Origin of the sequence: Archangium gephyra (genome assembly GCF_049060025.1) — a bacterium.
GTDB lineage: Bacteria > Myxococcota > Myxococcia > Myxococcales > Myxococcaceae > Archangium > Archangium gephyra_A.
In genome coordinates, this window is sequence record NZ_JBMEQQ010000002.1 from 7,801,526 (window position 1) to 7,816,467 (window position 14,942).

Genomic DNA, 14,942 nt, shown 5'->3' on the forward strand with positions numbered 1-14,942 from the left:
CGCCTCCGATGAGTGCCTTGAGCTGCATGATTTCCTCTTGAGAAGGGGTTGTGCGGCCCGGCGAGCATAGCCACGCCCTGGACACGCTCGGCTTCCAAATCGACCCCGGTGTCGGTTTTCCGCCCGTGGGCGCGTCGTTGCGCGTGAGCAGCGGTGCTCCGGGGGACCGTCAGCACTCGCTGCACGCGGCCCTGCGCGAAGGGGCCTCTCCGCCGCTGCTGGGCCTCTGGCCCGTCTTCGAGGAGCCCATTCCGATGGAGCCTTACCGGCGCGAGGGGACGTGGTTCGCGGCGGAGGCGGGACGCCCTCGAGTGAGCCGGCCCTCACTCCGCCGTGAAGCTGACCACCGAGGTGGCCTTGTTGGCGCTCTTCTCCTTGGCCCAGCGCGGCAGCCAGCGCGCGGGCCCCCGGATGACCTGCTCCCGGAGCGTCTTGAGCTGGGCCTTGAGCGAGCTGGTCAGCGCGCTGTGCTTGCGCACGCCATTTGTGTGCTCGACCTTGATGGAGGACCACACGGACAGCGGATTGACCGCGCGCTCGACGTCGCTGCCTCCCGCATTCGCCGTGGCCGTCCCTCCGGACCTGGCGCAGTCGAGCAGCAGCTCGAACGCATCCTCGTGGTAGGTGTACCGGGAGCGGCTGTCGCCGATGGACGGCAGCGTCTCCACCTTCGCCCCGGGGAGCCTGCTCGAATACGTGAAGGTGGACTCGAGCGTCTCGATGAGCGTGTGCACGGGTGACACGCGCTTGTCGTAGTACAGCCGCCAGAGCGCCGCGTAGCTGGCGGCGATCGTCAGGCGGACCGGGACGGTATCCAGGCCGCCCAGGCTGGCCTTGTAGCCCAGCCACGAGGCGATGCGTCCCGTCGCATGGCCCGACGAGCCACCCCAGATGGGGCACAGGTGCACCCGGTACGTGATGACTTCGGGCGCGTACTCGTTCCGGTTCCAACCGAAGAGCCGCGGTTTGATCTGCCTCGACACGCCGGGCGCCGTGATGAAGTCGGTGGCGTGCTTGTTGAAGTCCTGGTCCCGCAGGACGTGGTAGGTGAACTTCCAGGTCAGCAGCCAGTTGCTCTTGCTGTTGGCGGGGTCCGTGGGGAGGCTCGCCGGCGCCGCCGCGGGGTTGTAGGCATAGCCCGGCTTCCACTCGCCGAGCGCGAAGCACAGGCGCGGCCGGTCCGAGTTGACGCGATCCTGCATGATGCGGGGGATGTCGCTGAGCAGGATGGCGCAGGCGATGATGGGCGGCAGCTTCGTCCACTCATCCACCGAGGCCTTGTCCACCAGCGAGTCATCGAAGCCCGTCGCCACGCCCGTGGAGTGGGCATAGAGGGCCTTCAACGTCTCCACCAGCCTGTCCCCGGACAGCGTGTTGAAGCTCTTGATGTAGTAGGCGAGGTACTCGTAACCCGGCTTCTGCGCGGCCTTCTCGCAGAACTGCACGTGCTGCCGCTCCCAGAAGCGGCTCAGCAGCGCCTTCTGGGCCGCCTCCAGCTTGGGGCTGAGCACCAGGCGCAGACAGAAGAGCTTCTCCAGCTTGCGCGAGGGCTCCGAGGTCACCTCGCCGATGACGGAGCGGGCCGCCTCGGTGATGTTGTAGAGCACCTTGGCCTGGTCCTTCCGCCCCGACACCTCCAGGTCCAGGAAGGGGTGGTCGACCAGCTCGTCCAGCTTGCCGCCCGTGTCCGCGCCGAGCTGCTGGATGGGGGCCCAGTTGGCCTGGTTCTGGGTGAGGTGCGTCACCGGGCGGACCTCGGGCCAGTTGATGAGGTTGCCGGTGAGCGGGCTGAGCCACTGCTTGAGCACCTTGTCGAGCACGGCCCGGGTCTCGGTGTCCGTGTCCTCCAGGGGATTCATCCCATACGAGGACTTCGCCACCACGCACATCGCCTGGCAGACGGGATCCGCCCCCGCCTCGGCGAGGATGGCCGCGCGGAACTTCTCGGGCGTGTCGTAGGCCGGGACCTCGTTCCAGGCGATGAGGCTCACCCCCGTCGCGTCCCAGTCCATCGACGAGCGCACGGGCGTCGTGATCGACCCGAAGTTCCCGCTCGTGAGCGCCGCGCTCTTGATGGCGAAGAAGATCATGCTCCCCAGGTTAGCATGAAATTCTGGATTCCAGGAGGGCCCTTTGAGCTCAATGGACCCCCGGGAAGCGTCCAGGCGTTGCTCGGCCACGGGGGGGGCACTTCAAGGCGTGGAAGCCGTCTCAGGCGGTCTCGCTGGCGGCGACCGCCCTGGCACTCGAGAACCTCCGTGCGTAGTAGATGGCGGCGCATACGGGAATGAGGAAGGTGCCAACGAGGCGCCCCAACATCTGCGCCTGCAGAGACGCATGCCCCTCGGGTATCGCCGAATTGAGGCGCACCAGCTCAATCCCAAACATGATGGCGGCCACGGGCAGATACCAGGCGGCGCCATTCAGCACGGGCCGCTTTGCGATGCGATTCACGAGCTTCTCCGCACCGATGAAGAGAAGAAAGACGATGATTTGCACTGTTGCCACGAGGTCCCCCCTGCGTTCGAGCCCGCCCACGCGAGCGCCTGGTCGAGGATGGTGCCCCAGGGGGAGCAGGAGAAGGAACACCCCTTCCTTCAACTGGCTTGAACTGGACGGAGAGGAGTGCCTCGGTGGTGTCGGAGTCCGGCGCGCGCTTGTCCTCACGCCGTGCCGTTCTCGGTGACGTCGTAGGCTTCGACCTCGGGCGGCCACACGGCGGCGTGCTTATGACTCCTGGAGGCGGTGCAGCGCCTGTGCGGCGTCATCGAAGACCTTGGCAAGCACGGGCTCCGCTGGCCGGTGGGCCTCGATGAGTGGCGCGTCCTCGGGACGCCCCACGTGCCCGAGCAGGACGGCGGCTCGGAGGGAACAGTTGGGTGAGGAACTGGCCGCCACGCACCTGCGGGCCACTTCGCGCAACTGGGAGCGGGCCTCTTCCGGGAGGTTGGGGAGGAGCTTCTCCGGATGCAACAGCAACAGAGCGAAGAGGTCCTCACAGTAGTACGTAGCGGCCCCTTTCTGGCGCGCGGCCGTATCGGCCAGGGCTTGGGCCGTGGCAATGAAGGCGGGAAGGGGGGCCCACAGCGTTTCGGGTACTTCTTCCGTGAGGACCGCGAGCACTTCTGCCTTCTGCTCCACGGGCACCGATAGGTCTCGGGCCCACGCGCCGAGTTCTCCTGGCGGCTTCTCCAGAAGCACGAGCAATCCATGCAAGGGAGTCGGATGGGGAGGGTCGAGCCGCGCGATGGCCTCTCGGACGGCCGGAAGCAGGTGAGGGTGACGTCGGCGCCAGAGCGCACAGGCCAGGGTATTCATGTCCGAGCGCCCTGCTTCGCTGGCGGTCAATCGCTCCAGCCGGCGGACGAGGACGTCCCGTGCGCGCGTCGCCTCGATGTGTCCGAGCGCTTGGGTGATGGCTTCCACGACGGACTCACCGTCATGATCCCGCCGCGCCTCCTCGAGGGCGAGCTGCTGCTCCAGCCGTCTGGCGCTGGCGTTGCCGCCCAGCTCACCCAGGCCGAAGACCGCGGCCTGACGGACGAGGGGAGCCGGCTCCTCCAGCATGGCTTCCAACAATGCTCGGGCCTTGCGAGGGCCGGGCTGTCGTACCAGGGCCTGGGCTCGGGACTCCTCCCCGAACTTGCAGGCCGTCACCAGCTCGTCCCGCCACCGCTCTATATCCATCCCTCGCGCCATGGTTTCTCCTGGCCTCGAACCTATGGGTACTTCACATGGGGCGGGACATATCGTTTGAGCAGCTTTCCGTTGAGCAGGTACAGCTCGTGGATGGCTGCCGAATCCGCCCGTATCATCGAATCGAAGGCGTCGAGCTTCTCGCTTCATGTCTCGAGGGTTGGAGACATAGTTGATATTGTGCCGCACGCCATCCGGCCGCAGTGAGGAAACGTCTGGCTTCCGGAAGCGCACGCCCTTGGCCGGCTTCGTGTCGAAGACGCGTCTGTCTCGCTCATTCACCTGGGGCTGGTTCTTCCGCAAGCCGCCATGTCCCGCCGCCTCTCGGGCGGCGAGCTCCTTCTCAATGGCCTCGTTGTGGGGCGGATTCTGCCGGGTGTGCGGCTTGCCGTAGCGTGTGGAGAGCTGCTGGGTCCCGCTGGAGGCACTGCCCGAGGAATTCGTCGCGCACAGGGCGAGGCCGGAGCAGGCGGCGATGCCCGTGGCCACGCCGGAGACGAGGAGGGAGCCATCCGCCACCACCTGGGCGGTGGAGATGGACCGCACCAGGGTGAGCCCCTCGGGCGTCAGCGAGGGCAACAGCCGCCAGATGCCACCCTCGGGCACCTGGGGAATGAAGCGGGCCACGCCCAAGGTGCCCACCGTCACCAACACTCGCAGCCAGGTGCCGCCCATGGACTTGCCGAAGCGCGCGGCGGCAGCCTCCAACTGCTGGGGCGTGGAGGCGGCTTCGCTCTCCTCGTACAGCCGCAGGCAGGCCAGGGCCAACTGGCCCACCTCCACCACGCCTACGGCGAGGGAGAGTCGCACGGTGAGTGCCGCGGCGAAGGCCTTGGAGAACAAGGGCTCGGGCGCCAGCCAGGTGGAGAAGTAGACGATGATGGAGAAGCAGACGCTGAGGACGAAGGCCGGGGAGGTGAAGAGCTCGAGGGCGGCCTCGCGGATGCCCTCGGCCATGTAGCGGGTGGAGAGCTGGAGGGCGAGGAAGAGGCGGCTTGTCGCCAGAGACTCAGGCAGGGGCAGCAGAGGCGGGCCGAATTGGGAGATGAATTCCTCGCGCATGCGCTGCTCCCAGGAGGATGCGGGCCCCTGGCCGGCGCGGTCCGCCTCGGGTGATTCCAACAGGTGCAACCGGGCGCGAGGCTTGGGCCCGAGGGAGTGGAAGGCCGCGAGGAAGGGGCGCACCTCCGCGAGGCTCAGTACCTCCAGTTCGGGGTTGGGCGAAAGGGGAGGAATGAAGAGCCTCCAGCGCCCGTCCGGCAAGGCGTGGGGACGGAGGGCGGGGGCCGCTTGGGGCGAGGGCTCCTGATCGACAAGCCGTGCCCCTGAATGGGTGGAGGAGTCCAGCGTTGGCCATGACGCGCTCTCGGAGTCGGCAGCGTGCGGCGAGGCGCTGGCGGGAAGGTGGGGCGCCCGGGTGTCACCGTGCGGCGCGTGCCCTCGCGAGGTGGCGCAGGCGGCTTCCAGCAGGAGAACGCTCAATGCGAGGGGGAGGTGTAGCGAGGCGGGGACAGTCCTCATGGGCCGCGAGCATGCCCCACCTGGGCGTCCGGGACGAATGGGGAGCCTCTAAGCAGAAGGCGGAGGAGGCGGATTGCACCGCGAGTGCCGCGAAGGGGGCCCACGCCCGCCATGAGCGAGCGCGGGCCCGGAGCGAATGGCTACTTCACGTCGAGGTAGGCGCGGTAGGCGTCGAAGCCGTAGGGCCGGCCGAGGAAGTCCTGCACCAGCTCGGCGGCGGGCTTGGAGCCACCGGGCTCGAGCACCGTCTTGCGGTACTTCATGGTGGTGGCCGTATCCAGATAGCCATTCTTCTGGAACTCGGTCTCCAGATCCTTGGCGATGACGAGCGACCAGACATACGTGTAGTACGCGGCCGAGTACCCCTCGAGGTGGCCGAAGGAGAGCTGGAAGGCCGTGCCCTCACGGTACTCGTGGCGGAACGGGCTGTACTTCTCCTGCAGCTTCGCGAGGGCCGCGGTGGTGTCGAAGCCCGGCGCGCGCGAGTAGTAGTCGAGCGACACCCCGGCGAGGAACATCTGCCGGCGCGTCCACAGGCCCTTGCCGAACTCCTTCGAGGCGCGGAGCTTCTCCACCAGGGCGGCGGGGATGACCTCGCCCGTCTGCTGGTGGCGGGCGAACTCCTGGAGGATGGCGGGGTTGGAGGCCCACTGCTGCAAGAGCATGGACGGCGTCTCCACGAAGTCCCACTCGGTGGAGATGCCCGTAATCCCCTTCCACTGCTGGCGGCCGGCGAAGACGTGGTGCAGCAGGTGGCCGAACTCGTGGAAGAACGTCTCCACCTCGTCCTGCGTCATCAGCTCACCGGGACGCGGGAAGTTGCACACCAGCGAGCCCTCCGGGTAGCGCTTGCCGGCCTGGCCCGCGACGAGATCGAACTGGGCCGCGTGCTTGTACTTGTCCTCCCGCGGGTGCATGTCCAGGAAGATGCGGCCCAGCAGCGTGCCGTTCTCGGTGACGTCGTAGGCCTCGACCTCGGGGTGCCACACGGCGGCGTCCTTCACCGGCACATAGGTGATGCCCCACATGCGCGAGGTGATGTCCATCACGCCCTGCTTCACGCGCCCGTACTCGAAATAGGAGCGCAGCGCCTGCGAGTCGAAGCCGAGCTTCTCCGCCTTGAGCCGGTCCTCGTAGTAGTCCTGGTCCCAGGGCTCGACGGTGGTGGCCTTGGGGTCGTCCTTCTGCTTGCGGGCGAGCAGGTCCGCGTACTCCCGCTTCGCGCGCTGCTCGGCGGTGGCGGCGACCTTGTCGATGAACTCCGCGGCCACCTGCTGGGTGCGCGTCATCTTGGTCTCGGTGACGAACGCGGCCCACGAGGGATAGCCCAGGAGCGTGGCCAGCTCGTGGCGCTTGGCGATGAGCTGCTCGAGCACCGGCAGGTTCTTCGGGTGGGCACGCTGGTGGTAGGCGCGCCACACCTTCTCGCGCGCCTTGCCATCCTTCGCGTACGTCATGAAGGGGAAGTAGTCGGGGTAGTTGGAGGTGATGACCACCTTGCCATGGGCGCCCGGCGCGTGGGCCTTGATGAAGTCCTCGGGGAGGCCGGCGAGCTCCTTGGGATCCAGCTCCACCTTGCGCACGTCCTCGGAGATGTTCTGGGTGAAGGTCTGGCCGAGCTTGAGGATCTCCTCGTTGAGAGCCTTCACCTTCGCGCGGGTGGCGTCATCGCGGTCCACGCCGGCGCGGCGGAACTCGAGCAGGGTTCGCTCCATCCAGTAGCGGGTGGCGGCGTCGGACTTGGAGAGGTCCACGGCGGACAGGGCGTCATAGACGCCGCGGTCCTGGGAGATCTCCACGTTGAGGGCATCGGCCTTCTGCTCGCAGGAGCGGGCGGCGTCGCGGAAGGCGGCCTGGGGGTGGACCTCGCGGGCGAGGCTGGAGCGATTGAAGGAGGCGCTGAGGGCGGCGGTGGCCTCGTCATAGGCCTCGAGGACGGCGCGGCCATCGGAAGAGGCCTTGAGCGCCTTCAGGGAGGCGATTTGAGCGCGGGCGCGATCGAGGTCGGCGGCGCAGGCGGCATTGAAGGCCTCGAGCGTGCCGGACATGAGCTTGGAACCCTCGGGGGCGGGGAGGGGCTCGCGGGCCTGGGCCTGGAGGGAGGAGGAGGGCTCGGGATTCGGCATGGTGGAGTGGGTGCAACCGGCCGCGGTGAGGGCGGCGGCGAGGGTGAGAGCGGCGATTCTCAAGAGGGCTCCTTCGACGGGGAGAAACAGAGGGCGGAATCTACCCCTGGCAGGAGGACGCCGCAGTGGGAAGAAGGCCCCCGGGGAAACGTAGCCACACCGCGCGCACGTCCCCTCGCCCTCCGGGAGAGGGACAGGGTGAGGGTATCGGACACCCCGGGTTCCCACCGGAGGAGGTCTCCGCTCCTCTGGGACCCACGAGGCGCTACGCTGGAGGCCCCTGACCCCAAGGCATGGTGACCGTGAATCAACGACGTGGACAGTGGCTGTGGCTCGTCTGTGTGCTCGGAGTGTCCTGGAGTTGCGACCCGAACGCGCCGGACACCTCCTCACCCGGCACGGGGCCGGGAGTGAGCGCCTGTGGAGCGAACGGCGTGCTGCTCTGTGACGACTTCGAGCAGGCCACGGTGGGCGGAGCACCCGACCCGGCGAAGTGGTCGGTGCAGATCTTCGATCAGAAGGGCAGCATCGCCATCGACGGCACGCAGGCGCACTCCGGCACGAAGTCGGTGTACGTGAACGGCAACGGAACGGGCAGCTACCGCTCGGTGCTCTTCACGACGACGGCGCCGTTCCCGCCGCAGCACAACAGCTTCTACGCGCGGGTCTTCATGCGTTCGAAGAACGGGATGGGCGAGGGGCACAGCACGTATTTCGGAGGGGGCTCGGCGGACAACCAGCGCATGGTGCGCATCGGCTTCCACCAGTACGTGCTGGAGGCGAACCTCATCCATCCGGGGACGGAGTACGAGGTGCTCTCGGGCCCGTGGGGCCAGCCTTCGCAGGGCGTGCAGCTCCAGGCGGGGAAGTGGCACTGCGTGGAGGCGTTCTTCAACGGAGCGCAGCACGAGCTGCGCGTGTGGTTTGACGGGAGCGAGGTGGCGGGTCTGCACACGACGAACTGGAACAAGAACCTGAGCACCTGGTCGCCGCAGTACGGGCGGGCGTGGTTCGGCTTCGAGACGTACCACAGCGAGCAGGACGAGCTCTGGTACGACGACATCATCATCGGGACGCAGCGGATCGGCTGCGGCGGGTAGGGCATGCGAATCGGCGTCATCGGAACGAAGTGGGGGCTGATGCACGTCGGAGCCTTCCGCGCGGCGGGAGCCGAGGTGGTGGGGCTGTGCGGCCAGCACGAGGCCTCCACGCGCGAGGTGGCGGCGAGGGAAGGCATCCCGTTGGCGACGGTGCATGTCCGGGAGCTGTGCGAGGCGGTGGACGCGGTGGTGGTGGCGAGCCCGGACGCGCTGCACCGTGCGCACGTGGAGGCGGCGCTGGCGGCGGGGTGCGCGGTGCTCTGCGAGAAGCCGCTGACGCTCACCCACGAAGACGCCGTGGCGCTGGCCGGGAAGGCTCGGAGCGCGAAGCGTCCCTTCGCGGTGAACTTCCCCTACCGGATGTTGCCGCCGCTGCGGGCGCTGAGGGTGTGGCTGACGGAGCACCGGGCCCGCCACCTGGTCGTCACGGTGCGCAACAGCTTCGTCCCCACGGAGCCGCTGGAGCCGGGGGCGTACGTGGGGCGCTCGGCGGACTTCGGGGGCGTCTCGCACCTGCTGGACGCGGCGCTGTGGCTGACGGGGGCCGCGCCCACGTGGGTGCAGGCGTCGCTGTCGGGCCGGCCGGTGCACACGGCGGCGCTGCAGGTGGGGCTCTCCAGCGGGGCGGTGCTGGTGCTGACACACGCGGCCAGTCCGGAGCCGGGGTTGCACGGCGGCTGGTCGCTGTTGGGCGAGGACTGGGAGGCGGGCTTCTCCGGCGGCTTCATCCCCGCACGAGAGGGGTGGTGTGTCTCGCCGGTGCGCTGCTTCGAGGCCGGGGCCTGGAGGGACCTCGCGCCGGGACTCGAGCCCAGGCCCGGCGAGCGTGAGCCCTGGGCGCAGGCCCACGTGGAGACGGCGCGCCGGTTCCTCGGGATGCTCGCGCAGCCGCCGGAGGTGGACGCGGAGCTGGCCACGGTGGAGGAGGCGGCCACGGTGCAGCGCATCCTCTCGGCGGCGATGGCGTCCGAGGACGGCGGCCGCCGCGTCCTGCTGGACTGAACGCGGGCCCATCCTTCCGGTGCCCGACAGCGGGGGACTCGCGCCCTCACTTCGGGTTGCCGCGCCACTCTCCGGACACCACGTGTCTGGTTTCTTGGTGATTGAGTGGATGAGAGCCCCGAATGGCTTCAGAGTGCGGCACCCGGGTGCTCCATGCGAAGAGGGGCTTCCTGGCGTTCTTCTTCAGGTCCCGAATACGGGATTTCCACGACGAACCAGGAAGATTGTTTTACAGTCAAAATTCATTATTATGTTCTTGCTGGCTGAGGGCGAGGGGCTCTCCCAGGGTTACCGTCCGCCTCGAGGTTCCGATGCTTGCCGTCCTCCCGTCTGGTTCCGCCGCGTTCGCCACTGAAGAGGTGCCACTCCTCCGGGGACCCAGCCTCTCGACGCTGCGGATGCCCGCGTCCTGGCAGTTGGAGCCGAGCCTGCATGCGAGGGCCATCGACCGGGCGACGCGGGCGCGGGTATTGGCGGTGAAGCTGTTGCCGAAGGTGCAGCCGGTGGTGAGGCGCTTCGACGCGAGCCAGTTCGGCCTGCTCACGGCCTACGCCTATCCGCGGGGGACGCGGGAGCGGCTGGAGGTCTGCAACGACTGGCACGTGTGGCTGTTCCTCTTCGATGACCAGGCCGACGAGCAGGAGGAGGTGGGCCAGCGTCCGGAGTACCTCCAGGAGTACGTGGAGTCCTGTCTCCAGGTGCTGCGCGGGGGAGCGCTGCGCACGCGGGCGACGCCGCTGGAGCGCTTCACCCACCACCTGCGCGAGCGGATGAGCCGGCTGGCGAGCGGGGCGTGGCTGGAGCGCTTCACGGGGAACGTGGAGGACTACCTCTACCGGGGCACGCTCCCGGCGGCGCGCCACTGGGCGGCGGGTACGGTGCCCGAGCTCGAGCCCTACATCGAGCAGCGGGCCATGGACTCGGCGATGTACACGGCGTTGGACCTGGTGGAGTTCGCCCGGGAGGGGCAGGAGTTGCCCGAGGCGCTCTTCCAGCAGCCGCTCGTGCAGCGGATGCGGCACCTGTGCACGCGGGTGGTGGCGCTGACCAACGACTTGTTCTCCTTCGAGAAGGAGGTCCTCTGGCACCGCAACCCGAACAACTTCGTGCACGTGCTGCGGGTCAACCAGGAGCTGGGGCTGGAGCAGGCCATCCACGAGGCCATCGGCGTCATCAACGCGGACACGGACGCGTTCCTCGCGTGCGAGGAGGCGCTGCTGGAGCAGGGGCCGGTGGACCCGCGGGTCCTCTCGTACGTGGAGGGGATGAAGGCGTGGATTTACGGCAACGTGCGCTGGTCGATGGTGACGGGGCGCTACAGCTCGCCGACCTCGCCGTTCCCCGAGCTGCGCCGCTAGTCAGGCCGTGGGCAGGTGGTCGCGGATGACGCCGAGCCAGTACTCGCGCCCGTAGTACTGGCTCATCTTCCCGAGCAGCTTGCCGTCGCGGAACAGCAGGAAGGTGGGGATGCCGTAGAGGCCGAAGCGCCGGGCCAGCTCCTCGTGCTCGTAGGCGTTCACCTTCACCACGCGCATGCGGGCGCCCTCGAGCTCCGAGAGGAGGGAGGGCTCGGCGGCGGCGTAGATGTCGCAGTTGGGGCAGCCGGGCCCCCAGAAGTCCACGACCACCAGCTCGCCCTGGGGTTGCAGCACCAGCGCGTCGAAGGTCTCCGTCGTCGCGTCGTAGCTCACGGGATGGGACATGCCCCCGTGAGTAACGGCACCCGGGGCCCGCTTCAACCAGGGAAGCGGGCGCCGGGGCGGGCGCCGGGGTCCGGAGCGGGACTCAGCGGGCCGTGACGTCCAGGGTGAGGGTGATGACGGCCTCGAAGTCGCCGGTGGACGAGCGGGGAGTGCCGCCGCGCAGCCCGAGGAGGAAGTCGCCTCGGGCGAGGTTCGCCTCCAGGGGCTCCAGCGAGTTGCCGGTCGTCTCCATGCCGAGCTGGGCGCTGCCCCGGGGGGCCTCGAGGGTGGCGATGTCCACCTGGGTTCCGGTCTCGCTGGCGCGCAGGAAGGCCGTCACCTCACCGGAGAACACGTCCTGGAGGGTGCCCACGTTCTTCGACTGGGTGACATCCAGTTGCATGCGCGCCTGGGTGAGGTCGAAGCGGGAGGGGGCCTCGTCCAGGGTGTCGCGGGCCTGGGACAGGAAGGCGGTCCATTGGGGGTCGGTGGCGTCCACGCGCACGCTGTCGGCGATGGTGCCGCCGATCACGCTGCCGGGCTTGAGACGCACTTGATAGGTCACGGTGCCCTCGTGGCTGGGGCCGCAGGCGATCAGGGAGAGGGCGACGGGCAGCAGGAAGAGGAGGCGGGACATGGGGCTCCAGAAGGGATGTGGAGGGGTGCTCCCGTGGGTTGAGTCCATACGGGATCAGATACTCCGGGATGCGGAAAGGCTGCCCGGGCAGGCCGGGGCGGTGCACAATATCCGACGAGGCGCACTGCGCAGCAGGCCCCGGGCGCCATAAGTTGGGGCCCTCGACGCGGAGGGGACATGTACGAGTGGCTGGAGGGACTTCAGAAGGCGGCGAAGCGGACGGCGGCTGGAGTGGGACACGAGGATGTCCAGCGGGCGGAGACCGAGAGTGGGGTGCCCTTCCCCGAGGAGCTCGGCGCGCTGTACCGGACGTTCAACGGCGGTGAGCTCCAGGGAGAGGTGACGCTGTTCCCGCTGCATGCTTCCGAGGGCGCGCCCAGCGTGCTGGAGAAGACGCGGCTGAAGCTGGAGAGCCTGCCGGCCGCGGGAGTCTGGCGCATCGGGGTGAAGGGGCCGCACCGGCAGCTCTTCGCGGCGCGCAAGTCGGCGATGGTGGAGCAGGCCGATAGCCCGCTGCCGGGCTGGGCGGAATCGCTCTCGGGGGATGATTGGATCTACGGCACCTGGGAGACCGAGAAGCGCGAGCTGCGGCTGTACCGGACGCTGCAGACGATGCTCGAGGTGCTCGTGCCGCCGGCCGAGGTGGAGGAGTTCGGCGACCGGACCTACGCCCGTGCCCTCTCGGCGGTGCAGGGAGCGCTGAGCGACCTGTCCGTGGAATACGACGAGGACGAGCGGCCGAAGGCGGAGGCCGCGGCCGAGTCTGATGAGGAGGCCGAGGAGGAAGAGGCCGACGAAGAAGAAGCGGCCGAAGAGGGCGACGAAGAAGAAGCGGCCGAAGAGGGCGAGGAGGAAGAGGGCGAGGAGGAAGAGGCCGAGGATGAGGCCGAAGAGGAAGAGGCCGGCGAAGAAGAAGCGGCCGAGGAAGAGGCCGACGAGGACGAGGACGAGGAGGATCAGGCCGAGTCCGAAGAAGAGTCCGATGAGGAGTTGCGGAAGCCCGTGGTTGCGGCGGCCGAGCGCCGGGTGGTGCAACTGAGGCAGACGGCTTCGGAGGTGCAGTCCACGCTCGTGGCCGAGCCCATTGCGCGTGCTCGGGGTGCGGTGAAGAAGGCCGCTGCCGTGGCGCAGGAAGCCGTGAAGACGGCTGCCGACGTAGCGCAGGGCGCCGCGAAGACGGCGACCGCCGTGGCGAACGTCGCCGCGATTGCGATGACGGGTGGCGCCGCGTCCACTCCGGGCGCGAAGGCCCCGGCGAAGAAGGCGGCCGAGAAGGCTCCTGCGGCGAAGACCCCGGCGAAGAAGGCGGCCGAGAAGACTCCCGCCGCGAAGGCTCCTGCGGCGAAGAAGGCGGCCGCGAAGGCTCCGGCCAAGAAGGCTGCGGCGAAGAAGGCTCCAGCCAAGAAGGCCGCGGCGAAGGCTCCTGCGAAGAAGGCAGCCGCGAAGAAGGCTCCGGCCAAGAAGGCAGCCGCGAAGGCTCCGGCGAAGAAGGCCCCGGCCAAGAAGGCGGCCGCGAAGAAGGCTCCAGCCAAGAAGGCCGCGGCGAAGAAGGCCCCGGCCAAGAAGGCAGCCGCGAAGAAGGCTCCAGCCAAGAAGGCCGCGGCGAAGAAGGCTCCAGCCAAGAAGGCGGCTGGGCGCGGCCGTCGCTGAGCCACGGTCGCCGTTCGCGCTCACGCCCATCCCCTCTCGAGGTGAGAGGGGATCGGGCTCAGTGCTGAATCAACGGTGGCTCGGAGGGCGGCTGTTGCCGGCGTCCCTGGTCCTCGGGGGCGAGGATGACGCGCGTCACGCCATTCTTGCCGGTGCGCCACTGCTCGTGCAGCCGGGCCAGCCGGTCCTGGAGGAGCACCTGCACCGCGCCGGCGATGGGCAGTGCCAGCAGCGCGCCGATGAGGCCCGCGAGGCTGGTGCCCACCAGCATCACCAGGGCGATGAGCAGCGGGTTCATCTTGAGGGTTCGGCGTTGGATGAGGGGCTGAAGCAGGTTGCCCTCCACCTGCTGATAGACCACGAACACGACCAGCGCGATGAGGCCCTCCTTCGTCCCCACCGAGGCGAACGTCGTGCCCGTCACCAGGAGCATGCCCAGGAAGGCGCCCACGAAGGGGATGAGCCCCAGCACCGCCATGGCCAGGCCCAGGGCCATGAAGTAGGGCACTCCCAGCAGCAGCGTGGACACGGCCGTCACCCCGCCGCCGATGAGGGAGATGAGGAAGGCGCCCGCCACGTAGCCGCCCACCGTGCGGTGCATCTCATGTCCCAGGCCGCGCCAGTGCTCGCGGCGTGACGGCTCCACCCACTGCAGGGCCTTGTCGAACAGGTCCGGGCCGAAGAGCAGGAAGAAGATGGTCAGCACGGAGATGGTCACCACGGCCGCCAGCTTGCGCAGCAGGTCCGTCACCACCCCCCACACCGGTCCGGGCGTCATGGGGATGCGCTGGCGCAGCTCCGTGGCGATCCGGTCGATGACGTCATAGCGCTCGTCCAGCTTCTGCACCCACGGGCGGTGCTGGAGCTGGTAGACGTAGTCGGGCACCGCCTGCACCAGCGCGCGAGCCTGCTCGAGCAGCATCGGCACCAGGGTCATCAACAGCGCCGAGAGCAGGCCCATCCCCAGCAGGCCCACGGCCAGCACCGCGGCGCCGCGGCGCACGCCTCGTCCCTCCATCCAGCGCACCAGCGGATGCGCCGCCAGCGCCAGGAAGAGGGCCACCATCACCCACGACAGCACCGTCCACGCCCGGGCCAGCAGCCACAGCACGGCCACCAGCGCCAGCACGTTCAACGCCACCGTCCACACCGTGCGGGGCGTCACCTGCGAGCGGGGCCGTGCCGGCGTCTCCACGCGCCCGGGCCTCGCCTAGCCTTCCGGCAGATCATTGGGAGGCATGGGCCGCAGCGGCTCGCGGGGCCGGGCGGTGATCTCCTTGTCCTGCTCCTCCTCGTCACCCCGCCGGAACTCGTGAATCTGATCCGGGAGGATGTCCCGGTAGTCCGGGTCGTCTTCCAGGGGCGGGGTGGCCGTCAGCTCCTGGTCCGTGAAGTTGATGTGCTCCTGGCCGGTGACGGGGTCCCGGTTGCGCAGGGACTCGGACTCACCCACGTCCTCGGACCCGAGTTTCTTGAATCGCATGGTGTCTCCTCCGAGCACGCCGGGTTGGCTGCTCCGAGCCAACGG

At 68.8% G+C, this 14,942-nt stretch carries 12 protein-coding genes; 4 read left to right on the plus strand and 8 right to left on the minus strand.

The features are described 5' to 3' along the window. Positions 1 to 323 precede the first annotated feature (323 nt). From ACN28I_RS34160 to ACN28I_RS34175, 4 genes are all read right to left on the minus strand, one after another. Positions 324 to 2,090, minus strand: coding sequence for a hypothetical protein (locus tag ACN28I_RS34160; RefSeq protein WP_420946094.1), 1,767 nt, complete (start codon positions 2,088 to 2,090; stop codon positions 324 to 326). Between the two features lie 121 nt (positions 2,091 to 2,211). Continuing rightward, a complete protein-coding gene (locus ACN28I_RS34165; RefSeq protein WP_420946095.1) occupies positions 2,212 to 2,499 on the minus strand; it encodes a hypothetical protein in 288 nt (95 codons plus the stop codon). Between the two features lie 228 nt (positions 2,500 to 2,727). After that, positions 2,728 to 4,881 (minus strand): HEAT repeat domain-containing protein, encoded by a 2,154-nt coding sequence (locus ACN28I_RS34170; protein WP_420946096.1) that lies wholly within the window; start codon positions 4,879 to 4,881, stop codon positions 2,728 to 2,730. 476 nt (positions 4,882 to 5,357) lie between these two features. Next, positions 5,358 to 7,343, minus strand: coding sequence for a M3 family metallopeptidase (locus ACN28I_RS34175; protein WP_420948770.1), 1,986 nt, complete (start codon positions 7,341 to 7,343; stop codon positions 5,358 to 5,360). Positions 7,344 to 7,645: 302 nt separating this feature from the next. Between ACN28I_RS34175 and ACN28I_RS34180 the strand changes: the two genes are divergently transcribed. The 3 genes from ACN28I_RS34180 (at position 7,646) to ACN28I_RS34190 (ending at position 10,803) form a co-directional block, all read left to right on the plus strand. Next, the gene (locus ACN28I_RS34180) at positions 7,646 to 8,443 is read left to right on the plus strand and encodes a hypothetical protein (RefSeq protein WP_420946097.1); all 798 of its coding nucleotides are present in this window, start codon (positions 7,646 to 7,648) and stop codon (positions 8,441 to 8,443) included. A 3-nt stretch (positions 8,444 to 8,446) separates the two neighbouring features. Beyond that, positions 8,447 to 9,445, plus strand: coding sequence for a Gfo/Idh/MocA family protein (locus ACN28I_RS34185; protein WP_420946098.1), 999 nt, complete (start codon positions 8,447 to 8,449; stop codon positions 9,443 to 9,445). A gap of 311 nt (positions 9,446 to 9,756) precedes the next feature. Next, the gene (locus tag ACN28I_RS34190) at positions 9,757 to 10,803 is read left to right on the plus strand and encodes a terpene synthase family protein (protein WP_420946099.1); all 1,047 of its coding nucleotides are present in this window, start codon (positions 9,757 to 9,759) and stop codon (positions 10,801 to 10,803) included. On the opposite strand, the gene ACN28I_RS34195 is transcribed toward ACN28I_RS34190, so the two are convergent. Together ACN28I_RS34195 and ACN28I_RS34200 are read right to left on the minus strand one after the other, a co-directional pair. Continuing rightward, on the minus strand, positions 10,804 to 11,148 hold the full coding sequence (locus tag ACN28I_RS34195; protein WP_420946100.1) for a thioredoxin family protein: 345 nt from the start codon (positions 11,146 to 11,148) through the stop codon (positions 10,804 to 10,806). Positions 11,149 to 11,230: 82 nt separating this feature from the next. After that, positions 11,231 to 11,764 (minus strand): hypothetical protein, encoded by a 534-nt coding sequence (locus ACN28I_RS34200; protein ID WP_420946101.1) that lies wholly within the window; start codon positions 11,762 to 11,764, stop codon positions 11,231 to 11,233. Positions 11,765 to 11,941: 177 nt separating this feature from the next. Here ACN28I_RS34200 and ACN28I_RS34205 point away from each other — a divergent pair, with 177 nt between their 5' ends. Next, positions 11,942 to 13,414, plus strand: coding sequence for an SMI1/KNR4 family protein (locus ACN28I_RS34205; RefSeq protein ID WP_420946102.1), 1,473 nt, complete (start codon positions 11,942 to 11,944; stop codon positions 13,412 to 13,414). Positions 13,415 to 13,472: 58 nt separating this feature from the next. Here ACN28I_RS34205 and ACN28I_RS34210 read toward each other — a convergent pair whose 3' ends face one another. After that, positions 13,473 to 14,609 (minus strand): AI-2E family transporter, encoded by a 1,137-nt coding sequence (locus tag ACN28I_RS34210; protein WP_420946103.1) that lies wholly within the window; start codon positions 14,607 to 14,609, stop codon positions 13,473 to 13,475. Between the two features lie 15 nt (positions 14,610 to 14,624). Further along, on the minus strand, positions 14,625 to 14,897 hold the full coding sequence (locus ACN28I_RS34215; RefSeq protein WP_420946104.1) for a hypothetical protein: 273 nt from the start codon (positions 14,895 to 14,897) through the stop codon (positions 14,625 to 14,627). Between the last annotated feature and the right edge of the window lie 45 nt (positions 14,898 to 14,942).

Bases quoted from the DNA above. Each gene is read 5' to 3' on its own strand.
- ACN28I_RS34160 (WP_420946094.1), bottom strand. From the start codon at position 2,090: ATGATCTTCTTCGCCATCAAGAGCGCGGCGCTCACGAGCGGGAACTTC.
- ACN28I_RS34175 (WP_420948770.1), bottom strand. From the start codon at position 7,343: ATGCCGAATCCCGAGCCCTCCTCCTCCCTCCAGGCCCAGGCCCGCGAG.
- ACN28I_RS34185 (WP_420946098.1), top strand. From the start codon at position 8,447: ATGCGAATCGGCGTCATCGGAACGAAGTGGGGGCTGATGCACGTCGGA.
- ACN28I_RS34190 (WP_420946099.1), top strand. From the start codon at position 9,757: ATGCTTGCCGTCCTCCCGTCTGGTTCCGCCGCGTTCGCCACTGAAGAG.
- ACN28I_RS34195 (WP_420946100.1), bottom strand. From the start codon at position 11,148: ATGTCCCATCCCGTGAGCTACGACGCGACGACGGAGACCTTCGACGCG.
- ACN28I_RS34200 (WP_420946101.1), bottom strand. From the start codon at position 11,764: ATGTCCCGCCTCCTCTTCCTGCTGCCCGTCGCCCTCTCCCTGATCGCC.
- ACN28I_RS34205 (WP_420946102.1), top strand. From the start codon at position 11,942: ATGTACGAGTGGCTGGAGGGACTTCAGAAGGCGGCGAAGCGGACGGCG.
- ACN28I_RS34215 (WP_420946104.1), bottom strand. From the start codon at position 14,897: ATGCGATTCAAGAAACTCGGGTCCGAGGACGTGGGTGAGTCCGAGTCC.